Raw genomic sequence first — 20951 nt, forward strand, 5'->3', positions numbered from 1 at the left:
GGCAAATAGTTCTAATTTCATTGTTAATTTTGCGATAATTCCTAAAAGAGATGAAAATTGTATTTATTCTTGTGGAACCTGCTGTACCCGAGAATGTTGGTGCAGCAGCCCGAGCCTTGAAAACAATGGGTTTCAACGACTTACGACTGGTAAACCCCTGCGATTACCTTTCGGTTGATGCTCGCAAGCTGGCACACGCCTCTAACGATATCCTTGAGAATGCTAGTGTTTATAATACACTAGAGGAAGCACTGCACGATATCGACTTTGCCTTTGCCACATCGGCCCGCGATAGGTGGATAAAGCTGGACATTATCGACAGCCATGAAATGCCAAAATTTATCGAGGGGAAAGGCGACACAATCAACAATGTGGCCGTTGTATTTGGCCGAGAGGAGTCGGGGCTTACCAACCACGAGATAAATCTTTGCCAAAGGGTTACTACTATTCCGCTTAAAACTAAATACCCATCGCTAAACCTGGCACAATCGGTGATGGTTTATGCCTATATTCTATCGGGAATTAACTTAGGCGAGAACCAAGCAGCCAAGGCCGACACCACCCAGTCGTTTCAGGCGCTTTCAAAAAAAGTTGATGCAGTGATGAAGGCTATTGACCTTGGACCCGATAAGCTAATATACGGTAGGCTCATGGAGCGCCTCAGCGAACTCGGTGAGCAGGATATTAAACTGCTGCACTCCATAACAACCGAGTTAATTCAGAAACTGAACAGGTAAATGGAAAAACAGGATGGAAAACAATAAATCAGAAGTCATTATCTCAATAATATAAAACCCATTCATCCTTCATCTTTATCCTTTATCCTTCAACTTTATCCTTTATCCTTTATCCTTTAACCTTAATCCCCTAACGTTCAGAATAACTGAGGTAACTAAAGCCACCATAAAACAAATTAGGGTGGCGCTATCAACCAGTGTATCGTCAACTCTTAGCTGTAAAAGCCTATTTAGCAAATAGGATATATACGATGTTTCTTGAGGTGCTCTGCCAAGTTCTTGGAGTACCCTGAAGTGCCAATCAGTTAAAGGACAATAGCCCCAACCGTAGAATATGCCAAGCCCAAACCAGCTGAGACCTGTAAGAATAAGCAAGGCCAGATTCCACCTCCGGAATCTGGCCCATATCCAACCAAAAAGATTAAATAGTACTATGAATGTATGCAAACCAACAAAAAAGTAGTCAAGGATTTGAAGGATTATTTGCATTGTTACTCGCTGGTCATGATGAACAGTGGTTGCATCTCAAAGCTCTTATAGAACGGACGTAAACGTTCAGTATTATAGTAACGCTCCACGTTCACAATCTTCTTCTTGCTGGTAACCACATCAATAGGCATATTATCGTAACGACCATTCTTAAGAACTACAAGCCTTCCGTGAACACCCTTCAGGATAAGATCGAGTGCAAGGTTGCCAAATGCCATGGGGACAATGGAATCAATAGCATCGGGCTCCCCGCCACGAACCAAATAGCCAAGGTTCTGACTTATAATGTTTATGGTTTTACCGTTGTTGAACTTGGGCGTTAGCTCTTTAATCTTTCGGGAAACAATATCACCAATACCGCCGAGTTTAGCATGACCAAATGCATCGCGTTCACTACTCTGGAAAACCATTTGCTCAAGCCCTTCAAAGGTAGCCCCCTCCGAAACCAAAACTGTTGAGTACTTACTTGGGTTTCGATTTCTATCCTCAACTAACAGCTCGGTAAGCCTTTCAATGTTGAATTTGTACTCAGGTATTACGCAGCGGTTAGCCACGCCAGCCATGGTAGGAAGCATGGCGGTAAATCCGGCATATCGGCCAAAAACCTCCATCACCAGTATTCGTTCATGCGAGCCTGCCGAGGTTCGTAACATATCGGTTAATGCAATAGTGCGTGTAACGCAAGTGCTAAACCCTATGCAGTAATCGGTTCCGGGAACATCGTTATCCATGGTTTTAGGGATAGCTATCACCTTAAACCCTTCCTGGTAAAGCCTAACGCCATAGCTGAGGGTATCGTCACCCCCAATGGGTATTAGGTAGTCGATGCCCAAAAAAGATAGATTTTTAATAACCTCAGGTGTTAAATCGTTTATATCCTTGTTATATTTTGCTTTTAGGTGTTCAGGTACATTATCCTTTGCAACCTTAGCAGGGTTTGTGCGCGAGGTGTGTAAAAATGTTCCACCGGTACGGAATGCTTTATTAACACGCTCCTCAGTTAAAACCTCAAAGCAATGGCTATTATCCACATGCTTATCGCGGATAATCTCAATCAAACCAGCCCAACCACGCCGTATTCCAATCACGCTAAAACCTTCGCGTAACGCCCTGATGGTTATAGCTCGTATGGCCGGGTTAAGTCCGGGCACATCGCCCCCGCCGGTAAGTATTGCAATAATTGGAGATTTCTTTTGCTGTTCCATAGCTTTAAATTTTAATTTAAAAACGATTAAATATAAGTTTATTCTGAGCTAAAGTCAATAGAAAAAAAGAGCTACCCATATTGGGCAGCCCCTAAAAATGCTTTAAATAAACTAACTTAAACCCAAGTTCGTCGATAGAAACAGGTAGTTTAACTATTTATTGTGTTCCTATCGATTAATCTTGGTCAAAACTGCAGCAAACTTTCGATATTTACTTTTTCGGCTATTTTATTGGAAAGGAAAACATCCTTGAGAGCCTCAATTGGGTAGAATTTTTCATAATGAACGGCGTAGAAAACAGCATACATGGCGCTATTCTTTGCCCCTACCCTCTCGCGGAAAGGAACTTTAACAATGCGAGCACCGGTTTCAGGCGCATCCAATGTTTCATCAATATAGATAACTCCTCCTTTCATTCTGCCAGCCGCTGCGCGGGCATAGCCCAAACCGTCGGTCGATGTGATTATAAGTACATCGGGAACAGGTGAGCCAGTGTAAAGAATCTGCTTAGGAGAAACAATTACCTCCGATGCCGAGAATCCAACACCAACCGTAACCGGGTAACTCCCTTTTTTGGTACTATTAAGACCCGATACTATGGCAGCCTTTGCCATGAATTCGGCAGCCGACTGAACACCCTCGCCAGCAGAACCCGACAACATTATGCTAACTGGCCTCTCAATACTGCTGGAGTACTTGGGTTTCACCTCAAATTTGTCCGAAATCAAACTCTTAGGTTCACTGTTAATAGGTGTTTTGAACGAATTACCCTTGCCATCGGCATAAACTTTAACGTTCCAACCGGCATCCTCAACGAGCTTGCTAAGCTTCATTCCCGGATTCGATTTTACGCCATAGCTTGGGCAAATCTCCATGACCTCAACAAGTGAGAATCCAGGGGCTGTAAATGCTTTGGCCAGCGAATCGGAATAATCGCCAATACCAATCACACGTTCAACGTACGATGCTCCAGCAGCAACCATTAACTCACAGATGTCATAGCCAGGTTTTGTGCTTCCCTCGGGGAGAGTAGGCGTTTTAAAACCGCACGGGGTAAACTCAGATGGTTGACCACCGGTCATACCGTAAAGCATGTTGTTGTGTACCACAACTGTCATGTCAAAGCCCAAGTGAGCTCCACCAATCAAATGCTGCATGCCAATGGTTGCACCACCATCGCCAGTGAAAACTATCACCTTTTTGCCGGGGTTATTTAAACCCGCAGTAATACCGGCAGCCAAAGCCGATGAGCGACCATGCAGCCCATGAACGGTATGGGTTAGAAAACTCTTATCCACAATTCCATGGCATCCAATATCGGTAACCAGTACCACGTCGAGGGGGTTGACATTAAGTTTTTGTAAGGCCTTCTCAGTATTTTGGGCTACCAACGCATGCCCACAACCCTTGCAAAACGGTAACTGGGCATCGGTTAAGAAACGGGTATTACTCATAGCGCATTACCTCCTCAACTATTTCGGTTGGACTTATCATTTTAGCAATTCCATTTACACCGCTAACGCCCTTACGGCCAGCAGCGCCAAACAGCAGGTGACGCAGTTGACCGGTAAGGTTTTCCTCAACCACCACCACTCTGGGATAGCGGTTAGCAATATCAACATAAATCTGTGGTATTGGAAGAAGAGTTTTTGCTACCAGAAGCGAAACCTTCTTGCCCTTCTCTCTAAGGTGAACAACAGCCTCGCGCGAAGCCTGCGAAGAAATGTCGTAGGTAATAATTAAGGTTTCAGAACCTTGCTGCTCATCAAGCTCATATGTGGTATATTCATCAATATGCCTACGCAACTTTTGCTCAAGGCGCTTGGTGTTTTCAATGGCTTCCGGAAGAACATTTTGTAGGATTCCCTTGGTATCGTGGGTTGATGCTGTAATACGAACCTGATGCTTGTTTTGGCTTACTGGTAAAAAGTCAGGCACCAGGGTTTCATCAGCCTTGTAAGGCAAGTAAGTCCCCTCACCTTTATAGTGCTTAACTTTTTTGGGCTGAATCTCAGGAAGGTTTGACCAGTCGAACGACTGAAGGGTCATCACCATCTCCTTTGAAGTAAGAAGCACAACCGGTGTACGAAGTTCAATTGCAGTATGCACGGCTTTAGCCGATAGTTCCCAGCAATCGTGATAGTTACTAATTGAAAAAGTGGGTATTGAGTAACCACCCGACATAGTACCATAAACCACATTCAAATCGCCCTGTGCGCCACAAGTTGCGGTTCCTGTTGCTGGTCCTAGACGTTGAACTAGCACTATTACCATTGGTAACTCCATCATGGCAGCCATGCCAATTGATTCAACCATCAGGGCATATCCGGGATAAGAGGTAGCTGTAACAGGCACATGACCAGCCACTGCAAAACCACTCATCCATTGTAGCGTGGTAATTTCGTCGGGGGCAGCCAGCATGGTGGGGAAACGCTTGCTAGCATAAAGGTAAAGCAAGTTGGCGGGTGTTATTGGATAGCCCACAAAGGTATCGGCGCCAGCCCGTACCAAGGCTTCGGTTATTAATCTCGAACCATCAATAAAAGCAAGGTTCTTTTTACTTTCGTGCATAAACCACCTTTTTTTCAATTAAACTATTAATTTCCTCAGCTGAGTAGCCCAGCATCTCCTTAAGAACAGACATGGTATGCTCACCGTAATGCGGGGGAGCCTGAAGTTTAATGGGCTTAGTGTTTTCACCCATGCTGAATGCTACTGTTCGTAATCCCTTTATTGGCATACCCGATGTTGTTTTGCTCTCCATCACTAAATCCTGCACCTCAGGGAGTTCAAAAACCTCCTTCATGTTGAACACCCCGCCAGCCGGAATAGCGCGTTTCTCAAACTCCGCCAATAAGTAATCGCGATTGAACTTTGAAATGTGCTCTTGCACAGCATTGTTACACTCCATGCGGTGCTTAACCCTATTGAAATTGGTTGAGAAACGTTCATCGGTAGCCAGTTCGGGTTTTCCGAGTACTGTGCAAAGCTCAGCAAACTGCTTATCGCTACCAATGGCAAGCACTAAGGGTTTTCCATCGGCTGTATAGAATATTTTACCGTAAGGTACAATATTGGGATGCTCAGAGCCCATTCGTTCAGGGATTTTGTTACCAACCAACCAGTTAGTAGCCTGATTGGCCAGAGCAGCAACACCTGATTTTATCAGGCTTGTTTCAATGAAAGCTCCTTCACCTTTTCTCTCCCGGTTAAGTAAAGCCAGCAAAATGGCCTCTTTAAGTTGATGTCCAGCCAGTAAATCCATAAGGGCTACGGGCATCTTAACGGGTTGGCCATCGGGCTCGCCATTCATGTATGTAAAACCGCTTTCGGCCTGAATGATAGCATCATAACCGGCACGTTTATTCTTAAGACCATAGCCTGTTATTTGGGCATAAATAATTGACTTGTTATGTTGCTTTAAGGTGTTGTAATCTACCTTGAGCTTTTCAGCATCGCCGGGCTTGTAGCTGGCTAAAACAATATCGCAAACCTTGGCTAGGCGGTAAACTACCTCAAGCCCTTCGGGCTTATTCAAATCGAGGGCTATTGATTTTTTGCCCCAGTTCACGCAGCTGAAGTAACCCGAAATATCAGTCTTAGGGTCTTCGGTGGTTAACTTCCAGGTTCGTGTAACATCGCCGCAAGTAACCGAGTTTTCAACTTTAATTACGCTTGCGCCCATCTCGGCTAAAGCCACTCCAACACTTGGCCCGGCCAAAACGTTGGCCAATTCAAGCACTTTTATCCCAAATAGTGGACCTCGTTGCATTATCTGCGAGTGTTAATTACTCCTTTACAAAAAACTTTCTGCGGATATATCCAAATACTAAGGCAGCTAAAGCGAAAAGAACTGCTCCATAGGTTTTATCGAGATGGAACCAGTTAAGCTTATCGGCTACAATACATAGGAATACGGCTATTGTACCACCGATAAATGCAAGTTTTACAGTAAAAACATCAATCCACCCTCTGAAATAAATACCGGCAATAATTACAATTGCACCAATAGCACGAATTGCATAGCTTATATAGGCTGAATCGAGCACTCCAGCCTTAAAGTAGTATGCCAGTGGAATAGTAATAAGACTAACAATGATAACCAGGCGACGAGCAATTTGCAGTACCTTTTGCTCATCGGCCTCAGGGTTAATAAAACCATGATAGATATCTTTAGTAGCAATGGTAACTACAGCAAAGTTAACAGGCCCAACAGTTGAGAGAATTGCTGCCAAAATACCTGCCAGGGCTAATCCACCCAAAATGGGATGAATGAACTGTGGGTTTACCAAAAGGTTAGTCATTGCAACTTTTGCTGAGAAAGAAGGAGCGCTAGCGCCAATTTCAAAAACACCAGTAGCTGCAATTAGACCCAGTATAGCAGTCATTACCCCAAACGGAGCAATATATGCACTGGATAGAATTGAAGCTTTCTTGGCAACTTCAGGGGTTCGGGCAGCAAAAATTGGCTGAATGCTTGCCTGAGCGGCCATTCCGCCAAGAACTCCTCCAAGAAGCAAACTGAAAGCCTCGTTAAAGCTAACACCAAAGGGGTTATAGATGCTTCCCACCGCACCTTTAGCGGCAAGCAATTCCTGTAGATGTGCAAAACCTCCAATTTTTACAACACCTATTACCATTGCTGTTCCAAGTCCAACAAACATAACAATTAGGTGAACTATTGAGGTAATGGCTAAAGCATGCATTCCTCCAATGTAGGTATAAAGGGTAATAACACCTGCCCCAATAATTACTGAGGTGAGCCAATCAATCTGGAAAATTGAGCTCATAACACTGGTTGCGGTTTGGAGCTGAACGTATGCCAACGTTATGTATGCAATTAGAAATGCAATTGCCGAAACCCTTTTAGCATGAATGCCAAAGAGATGCTCCAGCATTTCACTTACAGTATGAACATTGTTTTTGCGGTAATGCTTAGCTACGGTAAAACCAATGATTATCATACCTATTGAAGTAGCCACGTTGTAAAGGATAGGCTGAAACGATAGCTTCTGAAAGGCCTTTTCGCTAACGCCAATAGTGCTCATACCGCCTAGCCATTCAGCAGCAACAACCACTGAACATAGCATAATTCCAAGGTTCCGGCCCGCAACCAAGTAATCGGCAACCGAACGCGATGCCACTTTCCGGGTTAAAAACGATACCCCTACTACTATTGCAAAGTATGCAATAACAATCCAAAAGTAAATGTTACCAAGTAAAGCTTCCATAAGAAATTATCAGTTTTTTAGTATTTATGTTTTTAAAATTTGGCTGCCAAATTAATCAAATATTTATCACCCTATCATATATTTTTTAACATTTTTTTACCCATTCCTTAATTTTTGTTTCAAAATGTAACCAAAACTACCTGATATGGAAACTATTCCTAACTATCTAAACAAATGGTTGCTGAATTAAACAAATATTTGACTTGCACTCCTTTTTTCGTAAATTGCTTAAAATATTCATTTGGTATGAAAAGATTGCTTATTCTATTGACAATATTAGCCCTAAGCCTGAATTTGGGGTTTGCCATTCAAAAAGAGCATGTTAAAAACGATAGTTTATCACACAAGAGTCAAACTGAGGCTGTTCATGCAACCAATATGGCTTCTGAAATTGAGAACCAAGGTGAAGTAACAGAAGGCTCGCATGAAGGGCACGGCCTAAACCTTGCCCCTTTTCTTTTCATTATTCTATCGTTGTTTATTGGAACTGCTACTCGGCACCTGTTAAGCAAAGGGCTATTACCATACACCATTATGCTTTTAATTATTGGACTGATTTTAGGGTTGCTTACCCGATTTGATGTTCTACAGGCTGTTGGATTGGGTATTATTGGGCAAGCGGTTCAATGGGCAGGAAATATCGACCCGCACCTGATTCTTTACCTCTTCCTGCCAACCCTTATTTTCGAGGCAGCCTATGCCCTTCACATACACACCTTTAAAAAATCGTTGGTTAATGCGGTAATACTTGCCGTTCCCGGTATAATGGTTGCAATTGTGATAACAGCTTTTGCTCTTCTGCTCATCAAATCGATGGGCATTGGCTTAAACGAGTGGACAATACTACTTGCCTTCCTATTTGGCGCCATAATCAGCGCAACCGACCCAGTGGCTGTTGTGGCTATTCTTAAGGAAGTAGGAGCAAGCAAAAGGCTTTCAACCATTACCGAAAGCGAGTCGATGCTTAACGATGGTACCGCTATCGTATTCTTTATGACCATATTTGGCCTAATTACAGGCGAGGCTGGAGGCAATGCCTTTGTTGAGTTTTTGAAGGTTTCGTTGGGCGGTGTGCTTGTGGGTGCAGTCATCGGTTGGGGAATACTTTCGTGGCTTAAGAAAGTATTTAACGATGCGTTAATTGAGATAACTGTGGTGATTGGGGCTGCTTACCTGTCGTTCTACATTGCCGAATCGGTTTTGCACGTATCGGGTGTTATTGCTGTGGTAACATTGGGTATTTCCATGGCAGGGCCAGGAAAAACAAAAGTCAGCCCTGAGGTTACCCACTTCCTTCATGAGTTCTGGGAGTTGGCAGCATTTATTGCAAACACCCTAATTTTCATCATAGTTGGTGTAGTTATTGCGCAACAGGTTAACTACACTTTAAGCGACCTTAAAGTTTTGCTTCTGGTATATATTTCCATTCATATTGCACGCCTTGGAACCATCTACGTTTTTTACCCCCTGATGCGCCGAATTGGATATGGTATAGCCTTTAAAGATTCAATTGTTCTATGGTGGGGTGGACTAAGGGGCGCTGTAGCGCTTGCCTTAGCACTGATTGTTGCCATTGATAGCCGAATCCCCTTTGAACCCCGCAACCAGCTACTATCACTTACTGCCGGTATTGTTATTTTGACTTCACTTATAAACGCAACTACGGTTCGATGGCTTATTGATATGCTTGGCCTCTCCAAAATTGGCGATATCAAGGCAGGCCTTATGATGCAATCGTTACAACAAATTAGGCTAAGCGGCGAGAAGGAAATTGAAAAGCTCAAAGAAAATAGGTACATGTCCGGAGCCGATTGGGACAAAGTATCGAGTTTCCTTATTGATGCCAATGCGGTGGAGGAAAAACCTCAACACTTTAACCTGGAAGATGCCATTGCTGAAACCCGTAAACGTCTGCTCCAGAAGGAGAAGGAAAGTTACTGGCGACAGTTCAGCATGGGTATGCTTAGCTCCGAAGGGGTAAACCTACTCTCTGACCAAATTGATGCCCTGCTCGATTTTGGCGGAAAAATTCCCCTTTCGGAACGACAGGATATCGAAAATATTTGGACTACACCCAAAACAATAGCTAAGCTTCAGAATCTCCCGCTAGTTGGCAGAATTTGGAAACGTAAATTCCTGAACCGTTTAGCATTGAGTTATGATTGTGCCAGAGCCTTTGTGGCCGCTCAGGAAGAGAACCAAAAATCACTATCGAGCCTTATTATCGGCTTCTCATTAGGGGTAGCGGAGTCGTCAAAAGAAACTGAACTACTTAGCGCCCTTGAAGATGAGCTAAACGAGAACCGCATTACTGGGCAAACCTTCCTCCGAAATTTAAGGGAGAAATACCCAGATATTTGTAGGAGTATTGAAACCTTACTTGCTTCGCGCTCACTCCTGAACCAACAGGAAGAAATGTTAGAACGTTTAAAGAAACAGGGACGCCTGGAACCCGATGAGGTGGAACGAATTCAGGCATATATACACTCCTCAATGAAGCAACTAATTGACACCTCCCTAAAGGAGAACACAGAACTAAAGGTGGCTGCTGCTCTTAGGAATACTCCCGGCTTAAACAATCTATCAAAAGATGCCCAGCAGTTCCTAATCACTAAAGGGCAGCTAAAAATTTACCCCGAAGGAAGTGTCATAGCTAAACAGGACTCTGAGCCCGATGGTATTTATATAATCATCAATGGTACGGTAAATTACTATAAATCCGATACCCTAACCGGCGTAAAGGAGATTTCCGATGTTTTTGGGGCATACGAGTGGCTTATATCTTCTAAGCTACGTTACACCTTTACTGCTGAGACCCCTGTTACACTGATCAAAATAAACACTTCAACCATTAAGTTGCTTACCAGCAAGTTTCCTGAAACAAATCGTTTGCTGCAATTCAGCGCTTCTGCCGATATCGCTCTTGAGCTTCTTAAACAAAACGAAAAATTTAGTGAACAATCCATCCGTAAGCTCAGAACCCTTGTCCGAAATGCAGAGCTATTTGAGCTGAATGATGGTGAAAAACACCGTTTTTCAGGTTCAGCATGTATTCTGGTTAAGGGTCAGGCTATTACTGAAGAGCAGGATACCTTGTTCACTGCACCGGCAATACTTGACGAGTGTAACTTTAGAAGTAAAGGCGATGCTTTAGCCCTTATTTTACCTTAAGGCTTTTTAGCCTCAACCATGGGCTGAAAACGCTTGTATGTAGGCAAAGCAGCGGGGCCATACCAAAAGAAATACTCCGCATCGAACAATCCGAATTTTACTGCAGGATTGGCATTCATCAATTTTTGAGCCTCTTCTGTTTTGCTTGTGTTAAGAATGTAAAAGCTCCTGAAGTTTTTATCATTCTTACCCATTGGCCCTGTAACTATGAGCGTTCCGCTGTTTGTCATCTCATTTATTGCATCAACATGTCCCTTGTATAGCCACTGGAGCGAGTCGCGACTCTTTATCTGTTTTGAACCAGTCTTAAGCATAACCATCACATACCACTTCATACCATACTCATCGGCTCCAAGGGAGTCGGCAAGGGCTTTGTTGTAATTGGAAACAGGGGTTTGACCCTGTGCCTGAGTAGTGGTTGCAAAAAGAATTAGCAACGCCGAAAAGCAAAACAACCTCATTTTCTGCAACTTTATTCTTATCTGTATAAAAAATCAAGCCAAGTTAATTAAAAAATGTTAATTATGCAACCTGAAAGCTCGTATTTATTTATCAACAGTTTTTTTAAAAAAATTGCTATACTTACAACCGGTTTTAAAATCAATTTACAATGGCTCAAATTTTACTTGTTTTATTCTACTTATTAGTTCCGTTTGTTATTCTTCATCTATGTCATAAGTTTCCTTTTGTTAACAAATTAGGGGCTGTATTTATTGCATACCTGGTGGGGTTAATAGTAGGTAACATTGGTATTTTACCCGAATGGGCTGGAGGTATTCAGGATACCCTAACAACCATAACGGTTCCACTAGCCATTCCATTGTTGCTCTTCTCCTCAAACCTGAAGCAATGGAAAAGCATGGCAGGTAAAGCCATGGTATCGCTATTAATCGGAATAACATCGGTAGTAGCAATTGTAATTGCAGGTTACTTTATTTTCATGGGCAAAGGAATGGCTGATTTATGGAAAGTAAGCGGAATGCTTATTGGAGTATATACAGGAGGTACTCCCAACCTAGCATCGCTCAAAATGATGCTAAATGTTGATCCCGATGTTTATATCCTTACCCATACCTACGACATGATAATTTCCACAGTTTTCCTTGCGTTTTTAATGACTGTTGGGAAAAAGTTCTTCTCGCTATTCCTGCCAGCCTTCAAGGATGATAACATGGAGGAAGTTGAGTACACTAACGGCAGCGACCCATTCTGGGGAATTTTCAAGCGTGAAATATTTTACCCCTTGCTAAAAGCATACGGATTAACTATACTTATTTTCGCCATTGCTGGTGGTTTATCGCTTTTGGTGCCTAAAAATAGCCAGGTTGTGGTTGTTATACTTACCATTACCACTTTAAGTATCGTTGCATCAACCTTTAAAAAGATAAACGCCATTGAGAAAACCTTTGAATCGGGGATGTACCTTATACTTATATTTAGTGTGGTTGTAGCCTCCATGGCCGATATAAGCCGGTTTGCCGGCTTAACACCCGGGTTATTTGGATACATTACCCTTGCAGTATTTGGTTCGCTATTCCTTCAGGTTGTACTAGGAAAAATATTCAAGGTAGATGCCGATACCACCATAATCACCTCCACAGCTCTAATCTGTTCTCCTCCATTTGTTCCGGTTGTTGCTGCAGCAATTAACAATCGAAAAGTAATTCTATCGGGGATAACGATTGGAATTATTGGCTATGCTGTAGGAAATTACCTTGGGTTTGCCATAGCCGAGCTTCTAAAAACCATTCAATAAAAAAGCCGGCCTTTGGCCGGCTTTAAAATTTCAGTTAGCAGCTAGAATAAAAAGTTAAGTCCAATGTAGGTTCCTGACAGTCCATCGTCCTTGGTCATAGCGCGACCATGGTCAACTGCAATTACAAAGTTTTGGTTCATCACAACACGCAAGCCAAGTCCCCAACTGGTATGCAATTTCTCTTTGTCATTGCTAAAGTAATCCGATGGGGAGTATGGAACCTCAATAAAATTGGGTACCTCAACATCAACTTTACGTACCACCTGACCACCATCTACAAAAGCGTTAAGCGATAGGTAAAAGTTTTGGTTGATGAAGTGAAAGCGAGCGAACTTCCAACGCATTTCAAAGTTACCATAGGCAATTCCATCGCCCACTACCCGGTTACGAATTATACCACGCAAGCTTTTAGCACCACCAAGCCCCTCGTTGGTTGCGCCCCTTAAGAAAATTGTTGTCATGTTGGGTTGTAGGTAGAACGGGCATGTCCCGAAAAGGGTTCCCTGATAACCCAGCCTGTAAACAAACGATAGCCTCTCAGGAACTAATGTGAAATACTGGCGGTGAATAATACTTAGCTTTGCATGCTGGTACTTACTTCCAATGCCTAAAAACGACGGAGCATAGGTTATAACCGCCTCGGTCCACATCCCTTTCATGGGATTGGGTTCGTTATCGCGAGTATCGTAAACCGCACCAACTTTCAGGTAGGTAACAAATCCACCATTCTTTTCATCTTCACCAATCAATCCCCAGTTAATGTAGCGCTGGTAAAGTCCGCCACCTACATAGGGTAACTTATCGGCTTCATCTTTCCCCCTATTCAGCTTGTCAACATCAACCGTATCAATTTTAAAATCATACAGGCCTATACCGGCAACCCAACCAAACTTTTCGTTTTTTAGTTTCCCTTGCAGGTCGGTAGTAAACCTCAACAGTTTCCTATCGTACTTATAGAATGCACGGCTTCGGTAATCGGCGCTTTCATCATCAGCCCAGTCCAAATTGAATACCGATTCGTATCCGTTAAAACCATAAAAGTCGTACATCTTATCAGTTAAATACGAAAGGTCAGCAGTTACCCTGAGCCCGGGGATAACATACTTTGAATCGTAAAACAATCGGTTTATACCACTACCCTTAGTGAAGCGCGAAACCTCAGCATAAACGTTATGCTTGTACTTGGGGTAAATTGTACCATCGCCGTAGTGGAAAAGGTTTACCAATGCTCCATACTCAAAACCCAGGTCGGTATCGTAGGCTACCACGGGTAACCCTCCAACATTCCAACCCGATTTTACTTTTTCAGCTTTTTTGTCATCGCTGGTTTGCTGGGCAAATAGTCCCGTAACGGTAAATAGTATCGCAGCAAGTAGTATTAACTTCCTCATAGGTTTAGTTTTAAGGTTTTCTCAAAACTAAGGATTTTTTTAATAGGTAGATACAACTAATAGAATGAATAGAAATATTTAAACCGAAGTTCCATGAATTAACAAATTCAAATGGGCTAATTTTAGAGGAATGAGTTGGAATGAACCTGAATGAGTCGGAATGAGTCGGAATAGATAGAATGTGAGGAAGTTAGAGGGAGTTAGAGGAATAGTGAAAAGTGAACAGCTAAACCGAAGTTCCATGAATTAACAAAATAATTTGGGCTGATGAAAATGGAGAGGCGGTAACATTTTTACAGGAAATAAGATGGATTGGGTATGAACATGGAATAAAAAGTTACCGCCCCGCATTGCAGGTTTTTAATGTTCATCACACCTGTTTCAGAATTTCACAGTAATTCCTGACCACTTCTTCTAGAATCCGCTAAGCGGAACGAACAGAGTTGGTAGAAGTAGTAGGAATCCGGTAATAATAAGTATTATCATTAAAGGAAGGAACCACCTAAACCACTTGTTGTAAGGAATACGGGCAATGCTAAGCACTCCAACCATTACCCCCGATGTTGGAGTTATCAGGTTTGTGAAACCTCCACCTAGCTGGTAAACCGTTACCGTGGTTTGACGGCTTATCCCAATTAAATCGGAAAACTGCGACATCAATGGAATGGTAAGCGCAGCCTTAGCCGAACCCGATGCAATTATGAGGTTCAATAGGTTGTAAAATACATACATAATGGCAATTGACGTAACCTTACCATAACCCATCATAGCTTCGGCCGAGTAGTTCAGCAATGAATCGATTATACGCCCTTGCTCCAGTATTACAACAATACCACTTGCCAAACCAACAACAAGTGCTGCCGACATGATATCCTTTGCTCCAGCAATAAACGAACGTGCAAGGTCGTTTGCATTTTTCCCAAATGCAATCCCAGCCAGCAAACCCATCACCAGGAAGAGTGTTGCTATCTCCTTGATATACCAGCCATATCCCATTACACCCACTATCAAAAATAGAATGGTGAAAAGCAGTATATTAACTATGAAAAGCTGAACCGAATGTCTTAGCGCCAAAATTCCAACTAAAATCCATACAACCGTAGCAATCGGAATAATTGGTACAGAGATGATGCTTTGCCCCACAACCAAATGGCTTATTGGGTAATAGTATGAAAAAATGGCAAAAACTACCGCTAGCCCAATAAATGTAGCCCATGCGCTCTTGCCAGGTTTTGATTTGGTTCCGTTCTCCTCATGAGCTGCTTTGTGCCTCCAGTACTCATCAATTTCATAAACGGGCGATAGTTTTGGATTCTTTTTAATCCTACGGGCATACCAAATCACATAGCCAATGCCTATAGTGTTGATAACCAACCATATAACAAACCTGTACTCAATGCCCGAAAATAGCTGAATCCCCGACAAACCCTGAGCAATACCAATGGTAAAAGGATTTAGTAAGGCGCTTGCAAAGCCTAAACCCGCACCCAGGAAACATAAGCTTATTCCCACAATGGAATCATAGCCCATACTTATGGCAAGTGGTACAAAAATCACAACAAAAGCAATGGTTTCCTCGCTCATACCAATTACCGCCCCAAAAAAGCTGAAGCAAATCATAATTAGAGCTATAACCAGGTTATCGACTCCAATCACCTTTAGCGGTTTAAACCGCTCAATACGTTTGGTAAAGTTTAGGAACGAAAGAATAGCAACATCAAGCGCCTTACTCTCATTGAGCAACCAAAATGCCCCACCAATCATTAGAATGTAAAAAATGATATCGTAAGTCCGCTTCATTCCCTGAAAAATAGATGTAAACACTTGCCAGGTCTGTGGTTGATTATCAACCTGGTGGAAGGAACCCGGGACAATTACCTCACGGTCGATACCATTAACGTTCTTTACCTCCCTGGCAAATTCTCCCCCCGGTACAAACCAGGTCAAAACCGCAGCAAAAACAATAAGAGCAAAAATAATTACATAGGTATGCGGAAATTCGCGCTTTTTCTTTTCCTGTTCCATGTTCATAGTGTTTTGATGTAATACGGTTTCAAGGCTAATTGCCCCTAATCCGTACAAAACTAATGTTTAACTTTTAATTGCCCAATTATAGAAGGGAAATCGCTTGGGGTTATAATTCCAACCAGTAAACTGTCGGGTTTACCGTTCTGCGTCACTAAAGCCGCTTGCAGGTAAGCACCATTTCGGACTGAATTATTGAAAAGGCCTATCAACGATACAACATCGGTATTTTCCGATACTATGCAGTAATCGTCATCATCGATATAATTTAAAAGTTGACTAACCTGAGTGTTATCAATTATTCCAGAACTATTAACCAACCATCGCGCAATGGTTTTGGCTGTAATAAGTCCGATTATTTTGCCGTTTTCCACTACCGGGCATCGCATGAATCCCTTTTCGGCGAAGGTGGTTAAAACCTCCTTTACCGAAGCACTGGGTGATACACTATAGGGATTTAACTTCATTACTGTTTTCACAACCGGCGGGTTTTGCAGCAGGTTTTTGATGTGAATAACTTCCCGCACAACATCCGGGTGGGGCTCAGCAATTATAAAATTCTGCCTGCGGGTATGAACTATTGCATTCCTAAGCTGCGAGAATTCCTTTAAATCCGATGCATAGTAATTCACAACCTGGTTTAAGCTACGAGCTTTGCGCAGCAAGTCCGAAAAATTGGTAGTATACTCATCCTTGCATATTTCCTTCAGGCTCCGCTCAATTTCAGTGAAAACCTCAAGGAATATTTCGGAATTGCGCTTATTAGCTAGTTCTTCGTTCTGCATAACCTTTCGATATATTCTATTATTTCGGTTTGATTATCGGGGTTAAACCAACAAATCTCGTTGTCCCTAGCCCACCATGTCAACTGCCGTTTGGCATACCGACGTGTATTCCGCTTAATAAGTTCTATAGCCTGTTCAAGGGTTATTTCACCGTCGAGATATTGAAATATCTCCTTGTAACCAACTGTATTAAGGGCATTATAATTTCTAAAACCTACAAGTTGCTTTACCTCATCAACCAAACCCTGCTCAATCATTTGGTCAACCCTTTTATTTATTCGCTCATACAACTCTTCGCGGGGTCGGGTTAAACCAATTTTTATGGGTATGAATGGTCGCTCCTTTTTGGGTGCGGTTAAAAATGAGCTAAAGGTTTTGCCTGTTTGCAGGCAAACCTCAACAGCCTTTAATACCCTTTGAGGATTCTTCAAATCAACCTGATTGTAGTATTCTGGGTCAAGTATTTTAAGCTGATGCCTTAAGCTCTCAATACCCTCGGTTTTTAGCTGTTGCTGTAACATCTTTCTCAGTTCAGGGTCAGGTGTAGGAAAATCGTCAATTCCATTTAGAAGCGCATCAATGTAAAGTCCTGAACCGCCTACAAGTATTGCAAAATCGTTGCTAAGGTAGATTTGCTTGAGCAAGTCGAGTGCCTCGAGCTCAAACATGCCACAGCTGTAACGTTCAGTAACTGACTTGTGCCCAATAAAGTAATGCTGCGCCTGCGATAATTCCCACTCCGTGGGAAAGGCTGTACCTATTCGCATCTCCCGGTAAAACTGACGGGAATCGCACGAAATGATTGGTGTATTGAAGTGTTTAGCCAATTTAAGGCTCAACTCCGTTTTCCCCACTCCGGTTGGTCCCAAAAGAACAATCAGATATTTATCGGGTAAGGACATTAATCAACCCAGGTTAAAATAAAGGAATAAATGAAGTAGGTTACCACTCATCCTTATCCTCAAAACCTAAATTGCCCAACCCATCTTCATCGTTATACTCATCAAAAATATCATCTATTTCATTGGGCTCTTCGAGTGGGATATCTTCCTCAAAGGCAAAATCCTCAGCAAGCTGAATAGGTGCATCGCCAACCGATGCGGTGCAAACCGGATATTTCACAGCAGGATTGGGTTCAAGTATGTCAATTAGCTCAATGAAAAGGCTTCGGTCAGTAAAAATATCGTACACGTAAAGCAAACGCTCCCTACGGTTGCACATCAACTCCTTAATTTTTACCTTATCCATGGGTATGGCAGCCATCTCGGTATCGTTCTGCATGTCAATCAGCGTAAGCTCCATCCCCTTGTTCCATTGCTCATCGGCCAAAAAGAACGAGGCTAGCTGACCAGGGTCAAAACCTAGGTTTTCCTGTATGGCCTTATGGAAAGTGTAAAAAGTACTATCTGCATCTACCTCAAAATCGCGCAGGAATAGCTCATCCTCGTCCGATAGCATTCTAAACTTGTAAATCATCGCAATAAGTTTATTAATACAAAAATAGCATCAATATTGAACATTTCTAAAAAATTCGAGGAAAAAACCATTTACCCTAATGTTCCTAAGAACTCAATGGTATCTATTCCGTCGGAGTAATCGTTCAGCTTAGGTTTTTGGGTATCGCCTAATTGAACTCTCCGGCTATGGTCTATACTTAGCTGCGTAGCAACGCATTGAATTTTTGAATCGTTTACTTTTATATAATCAATAGCCGAATTAATTCCCGAATACTCCTGGTAGTTAACCGTAGCAACCTGAGCATCGAGTTTCTCATTTGGTACAATTAGGGCAAAACCTGTATCGAGGTGGGGTGTTTGGTTCATTAACAGTATCGTTCTATTATACTCGTAATTATTGGCATACCTATGGTGATTTACAAGATTTTTCCACCTACTCATACTACCAATTAGCCTGTTAAAATTATACCCTTCAGGGACAAGTAGTTTTGACACATTTCTGCATCCTAGGCCAAAATAGGTAAAAATATCGTTGGAAAGTAGTGCTAATTCATCGTCGGTTTCATTGCCCGACAGTACCGCCAATCCATTCCTATGCCCACGTATCAACGATGGGTAGTTCCTGAAGTAAAAGTCAAAGTAGCGCGCTGAGCTGTCGCTACCCGTTGCTATAACCGCATCGTAACCCTTAATAGGGCCTTCGGAAATTTGGATGCAATCGCCAAATGCAGGTTCAATGTCAATCAGCATTTTAGCAACAGCACCCATTAAATCCCCATCCTTTGACGAAAGTTTGATTATGATTTTATGGCCAGCAATGAGGACACAAAGAAAATCGTGGAATCCAACCAGGGGAATATTCCCTGCCATTATTACCCCAACGTTTTTTTTAAGGTCTGGGTTAAAGTATTGTTCCGGGTATGTTTCTATCCACTCTTCAAGTTTATTGGTATGTAGCCATTCATGGGCAATTGAGTCAACCGCACAAATCACATTTTCAGGAGTAAACCACGGGTTAATATGTTGAGCAGCAAGGGCATTATGTCCTAACGGTTGATTTGGATCACGAACCGCAACGGGTAGCTGTTGCCCGAGCCTAACAAACGCGTTAATCCTTTTTCCTAATTTCATGTCGAATGTTTATTGAACTGCAAACCTAATCGATTTTTTGTTTCAGTTTGTATGATTTAGCTTTTAGTGAACCAGAAAGTTTAAACTTATACCTAAATTTGAAAAAGAAATATTCAATAACATGAAGCGGATTTTAACCCTATACGGCGAAATTTTTCGAATTTCAATAAACTCAATTCTAGCCACAAAGCTTAGGTCCATTCTTACCATTCTAATAATCTCATTAGGAATAATGGCTTTAGTTGGCATCCTAACCGCAATTGAATCAATTGAGGGTAGCTTGACCAGCTCTTTCACCAGTATGGGTGCAAATACTTTTACCATTCAGAGTCGTGGAATGAACGTAAATATTGCTGGAAGTAGATACAGGAAGAAAAACTATTCATACATCTCCCTACAACAGGCCCGACAGTTCAAGGAGGATTACCGATTCCCTGCCGATGTGTCAATCTCGGTGTATGCTTCAGGCGCAAGCACCATTAAGTACATGTCCAAAAAAACTAATCCCAACATTGCTGTTCGGGGTGTTGATGAGGAATTTATAAAAGTATCGGGTGTTGAAATTGAACGAGGGCGAAATTTCTCATCAATTGATATACTGGATAGCCGACACGTTGCTATTATTGGCCAAGAAGTAGCTAACAAGCTATTTATGAAGAACGAAAACCCAATCGATAAGTTTATAAATGTAGGAAGTGGTAAGTACAGGGTGATTGGGGTGCTCAAAAATAAGGGTTCAGGATTTGGTGGCGGTCCAAACCGTTCGGTTTACCTGCCATACACTAACGTTGCCGCATTCTTTTCGCGCCCAAACATGAACTATTCAATTAGCATACAACCCTACGATCCTAAACTGCTTGAGGCTGCAGTAAGCGAAGCCGAAGGTATTTTTCGAATTGTACGGAATCTCTCGGCAACCGATGAGAGCGATTTTAACATTGAGAAAAGCGACAACCTTGCCAAGCTTCTAATTGAGAATCTAAAGTTTGTTTCAATTGCAGCCACAGTCATTGGCATCATTACGCTTATAGGTGCAGCGGTTGGACTTATGAATATTATGCTAGTAGCGGTAGCAGAGCGCACCCGTGAAATAGGCACCCGTAAAGCAATCGGCGCTAAATCGTCGGAGATTAAACAGCAGTTCCTCTTTGAGGCAATTCTTATTTGTCAGCTTGGTGGTTTGCTTGGTGTATTCCTTGGGATTCTGATTGGAAACCTCGTATCCATACTTACCAGTAGCCCTTTCATAATTCCATGGGGTTGGATTCTAGGCGGTTTGGTAATTTCATTTTTGGTTGGCTTGGCCTCGGGTTATTTCCCTGCCGTAAAGGCCTCGAAACTCGATCCCATTGAAGCACTTAGGTATGAATAGGTCAGAGCCTGTGGAGTGCTGCTGAAACCAACATTACGAATTAAAGATGTTAAAACTATAGGCGTCATTTGAAAATCAAATGATGAATCAGTGTCGTTTAGTTAAGGCTATTTGTCATATTGTGTGGTAGCAAGATATCCCTTTGCTATGCTGATCGCTGCCGAAGTATCTTTTTTTACCTTAAATCTGTTAATTATATTT

17 protein-coding genes are annotated in these 20951 nt (G+C 42.3%); 4 read left to right on the top strand and 13 right to left on the bottom strand.

Features of this window, described 5'->3' with window-relative positions:
• Positions 1-50 precede the first annotated feature (50 nt).
• Positions 51-737 (top strand): tRNA/rRNA methyltransferase, encoded by a 687-nt coding sequence (locus tag WHS63_RS09135; protein ID WP_445204842.1) that lies wholly within the window; start codon positions 51-53, stop codon positions 735-737.
• A 102-nt stretch (positions 738-839) separates the two neighbouring features.
• On the opposite strand, the gene WHS63_RS09140 is transcribed toward WHS63_RS09135, so the two are convergent.
• The 6 genes from WHS63_RS09140 to WHS63_RS09165 form a co-directional block, all read right to left on the bottom strand.
• On the bottom strand, positions 840-1226 hold the full coding sequence (locus tag WHS63_RS09140; RefSeq protein WP_445204843.1) for a DUF2784 domain-containing protein: 387 nt from the start codon (positions 1224-1226) through the stop codon (positions 840-842).
• 2 nt (positions 1227-1228) lie between these two features.
• Positions 1229-2431: a 6-phosphofructokinase gene (locus WHS63_RS09145; protein WP_445204844.1), complete on the bottom strand. Its 1203-nt coding sequence runs from the start codon at positions 2429-2431 to the stop codon at positions 1229-1231.
• A 185-nt stretch (positions 2432-2616) separates the two neighbouring features.
• A complete protein-coding gene (locus WHS63_RS09150) occupies positions 2617-3885 on the bottom strand; it encodes a thiamine pyrophosphate-dependent enzyme (protein ID WP_445204845.1) in 1269 nt (422 codons plus the stop codon).
• Complete coding sequence (locus tag WHS63_RS09155; protein ID WP_445204846.1) at positions 3878-5002, bottom strand: hypothetical protein; 1125 nt, start codon at positions 5000-5002, stop codon at positions 3878-3880. The genes WHS63_RS09150 and WHS63_RS09155 overlap by 8 nt, the downstream gene beginning before the upstream one ends.
• On the bottom strand, positions 4989-6203 hold the full coding sequence (locus WHS63_RS09160) for a CaiB/BaiF CoA transferase family protein (RefSeq protein WP_445204847.1): 1215 nt from the start codon (positions 6201-6203) through the stop codon (positions 4989-4991). The genes WHS63_RS09155 and WHS63_RS09160 overlap by 14 nt, the downstream gene beginning before the upstream one ends.
• Positions 6204-6219: 16 nt before the next feature.
• Positions 6220-7662 carry a sodium:solute symporter family protein gene (locus WHS63_RS09165; protein WP_445204848.1) on the bottom strand — a complete coding sequence of 481 codons (1443 nt, stop codon included), beginning with the start codon at positions 7660-7662 and terminating at the stop codon, positions 6220-6222.
• 246 nt (positions 7663-7908) lie between these two features.
• On the opposite strand from WHS63_RS09165, the gene WHS63_RS09170 reads away from it, so the two are divergent.
• On the top strand, positions 7909-10833 hold the full coding sequence (locus WHS63_RS09170) for a cation:proton antiporter (RefSeq protein WP_445204849.1): 2925 nt from the start codon (positions 7909-7911) through the stop codon (positions 10831-10833).
• Here the strand turns inward: WHS63_RS09170 and WHS63_RS09175 are convergent.
• Positions 10830-11294: a YciI family protein gene (locus tag WHS63_RS09175; protein ID WP_445204850.1), complete on the bottom strand. Its 465-nt coding sequence runs from the start codon at positions 11292-11294 to the stop codon at positions 10830-10832. The two genes, WHS63_RS09170 and WHS63_RS09175, sit on opposite strands and share 4 nt — an antisense overlap.
• 149 nt (positions 11295-11443) lie before the next feature.
• Here WHS63_RS09175 and WHS63_RS09180 point away from each other — a divergent pair, with 149 nt between their 5' ends.
• Entirely contained in the window at positions 11444-12589 is a 1146-nt protein-coding gene (locus WHS63_RS09180) for a DUF819 family protein (RefSeq protein WP_445204851.1), read from the top strand.
• Positions 12590-12630: 41 nt separating this feature from the next.
• On the opposite strand, the gene omp85 is transcribed toward WHS63_RS09180, so the two are convergent.
• The 6 genes from omp85 to WHS63_RS09210 form a co-directional block, all read right to left on the bottom strand.
• The gene (gene omp85 / locus WHS63_RS09185) at positions 12631-13980 is read right to left on the bottom strand and encodes an Omp85 family outer membrane protein (protein WP_445204852.1); all 1350 of its coding nucleotides are present in this window, start codon (positions 13978-13980) and stop codon (positions 12631-12633) included.
• A 414-nt stretch (positions 13981-14394) separates the two neighbouring features.
• On the bottom strand, positions 14395-16005 hold the full coding sequence (locus WHS63_RS09190) for a YfcC family protein (RefSeq protein ID WP_445204853.1): 1611 nt from the start codon (positions 16003-16005) through the stop codon (positions 14395-14397).
• A gap of 59 nt (positions 16006-16064) precedes the next feature.
• The gene (locus WHS63_RS09195) at positions 16065-16790 is read right to left on the bottom strand and encodes a CBS domain-containing protein (protein WP_445204854.1); all 726 of its coding nucleotides are present in this window, start codon (positions 16788-16790) and stop codon (positions 16065-16067) included.
• Positions 16772-17692 carry a tRNA (adenosine(37)-N6)-dimethylallyltransferase MiaA gene (gene miaA, locus WHS63_RS09200; RefSeq protein WP_445204855.1) on the bottom strand — a complete coding sequence of 307 codons (921 nt, stop codon included), beginning with the start codon at positions 17690-17692 and terminating at the stop codon, positions 16772-16774. The genes WHS63_RS09195 and miaA overlap by 19 nt, the downstream gene beginning before the upstream one ends.
• 40 nt (positions 17693-17732) lie before the next feature.
• The gene (locus tag WHS63_RS09205) at positions 17733-18266 is read right to left on the bottom strand and encodes an IS1096 element passenger TnpR family protein (RefSeq protein ID WP_369489687.1); all 534 of its coding nucleotides are present in this window, start codon (positions 18264-18266) and stop codon (positions 17733-17735) included.
• 71 nt (positions 18267-18337) lie between these two features.
• Complete coding sequence (locus WHS63_RS09210; RefSeq protein ID WP_445204856.1) at positions 18338-19378, bottom strand: aldehyde dehydrogenase; 1041 nt, start codon at positions 19376-19378, stop codon at positions 18338-18340.
• 121 nt (positions 19379-19499) lie between these two features.
• Between WHS63_RS09210 and WHS63_RS09215 the strand changes: the two genes are divergently transcribed.
• Positions 19500-20750 carry an ABC transporter permease gene (locus WHS63_RS09215; protein WP_445204857.1) on the top strand — a complete coding sequence of 417 codons (1251 nt, stop codon included), beginning with the start codon at positions 19500-19502 and terminating at the stop codon, positions 20748-20750.
• The last annotated feature ends 201 nt before the right edge of the window (positions 20751-20951 follow it).

It is taken from the genome of Tenuifilum sp. (genome assembly GCF_037481895.1).
Taxonomy (GTDB): domain Bacteria; phylum Bacteroidota; class Bacteroidia; order Bacteroidales; family Tenuifilaceae; genus Tenuifilum; species Tenuifilum osseticum.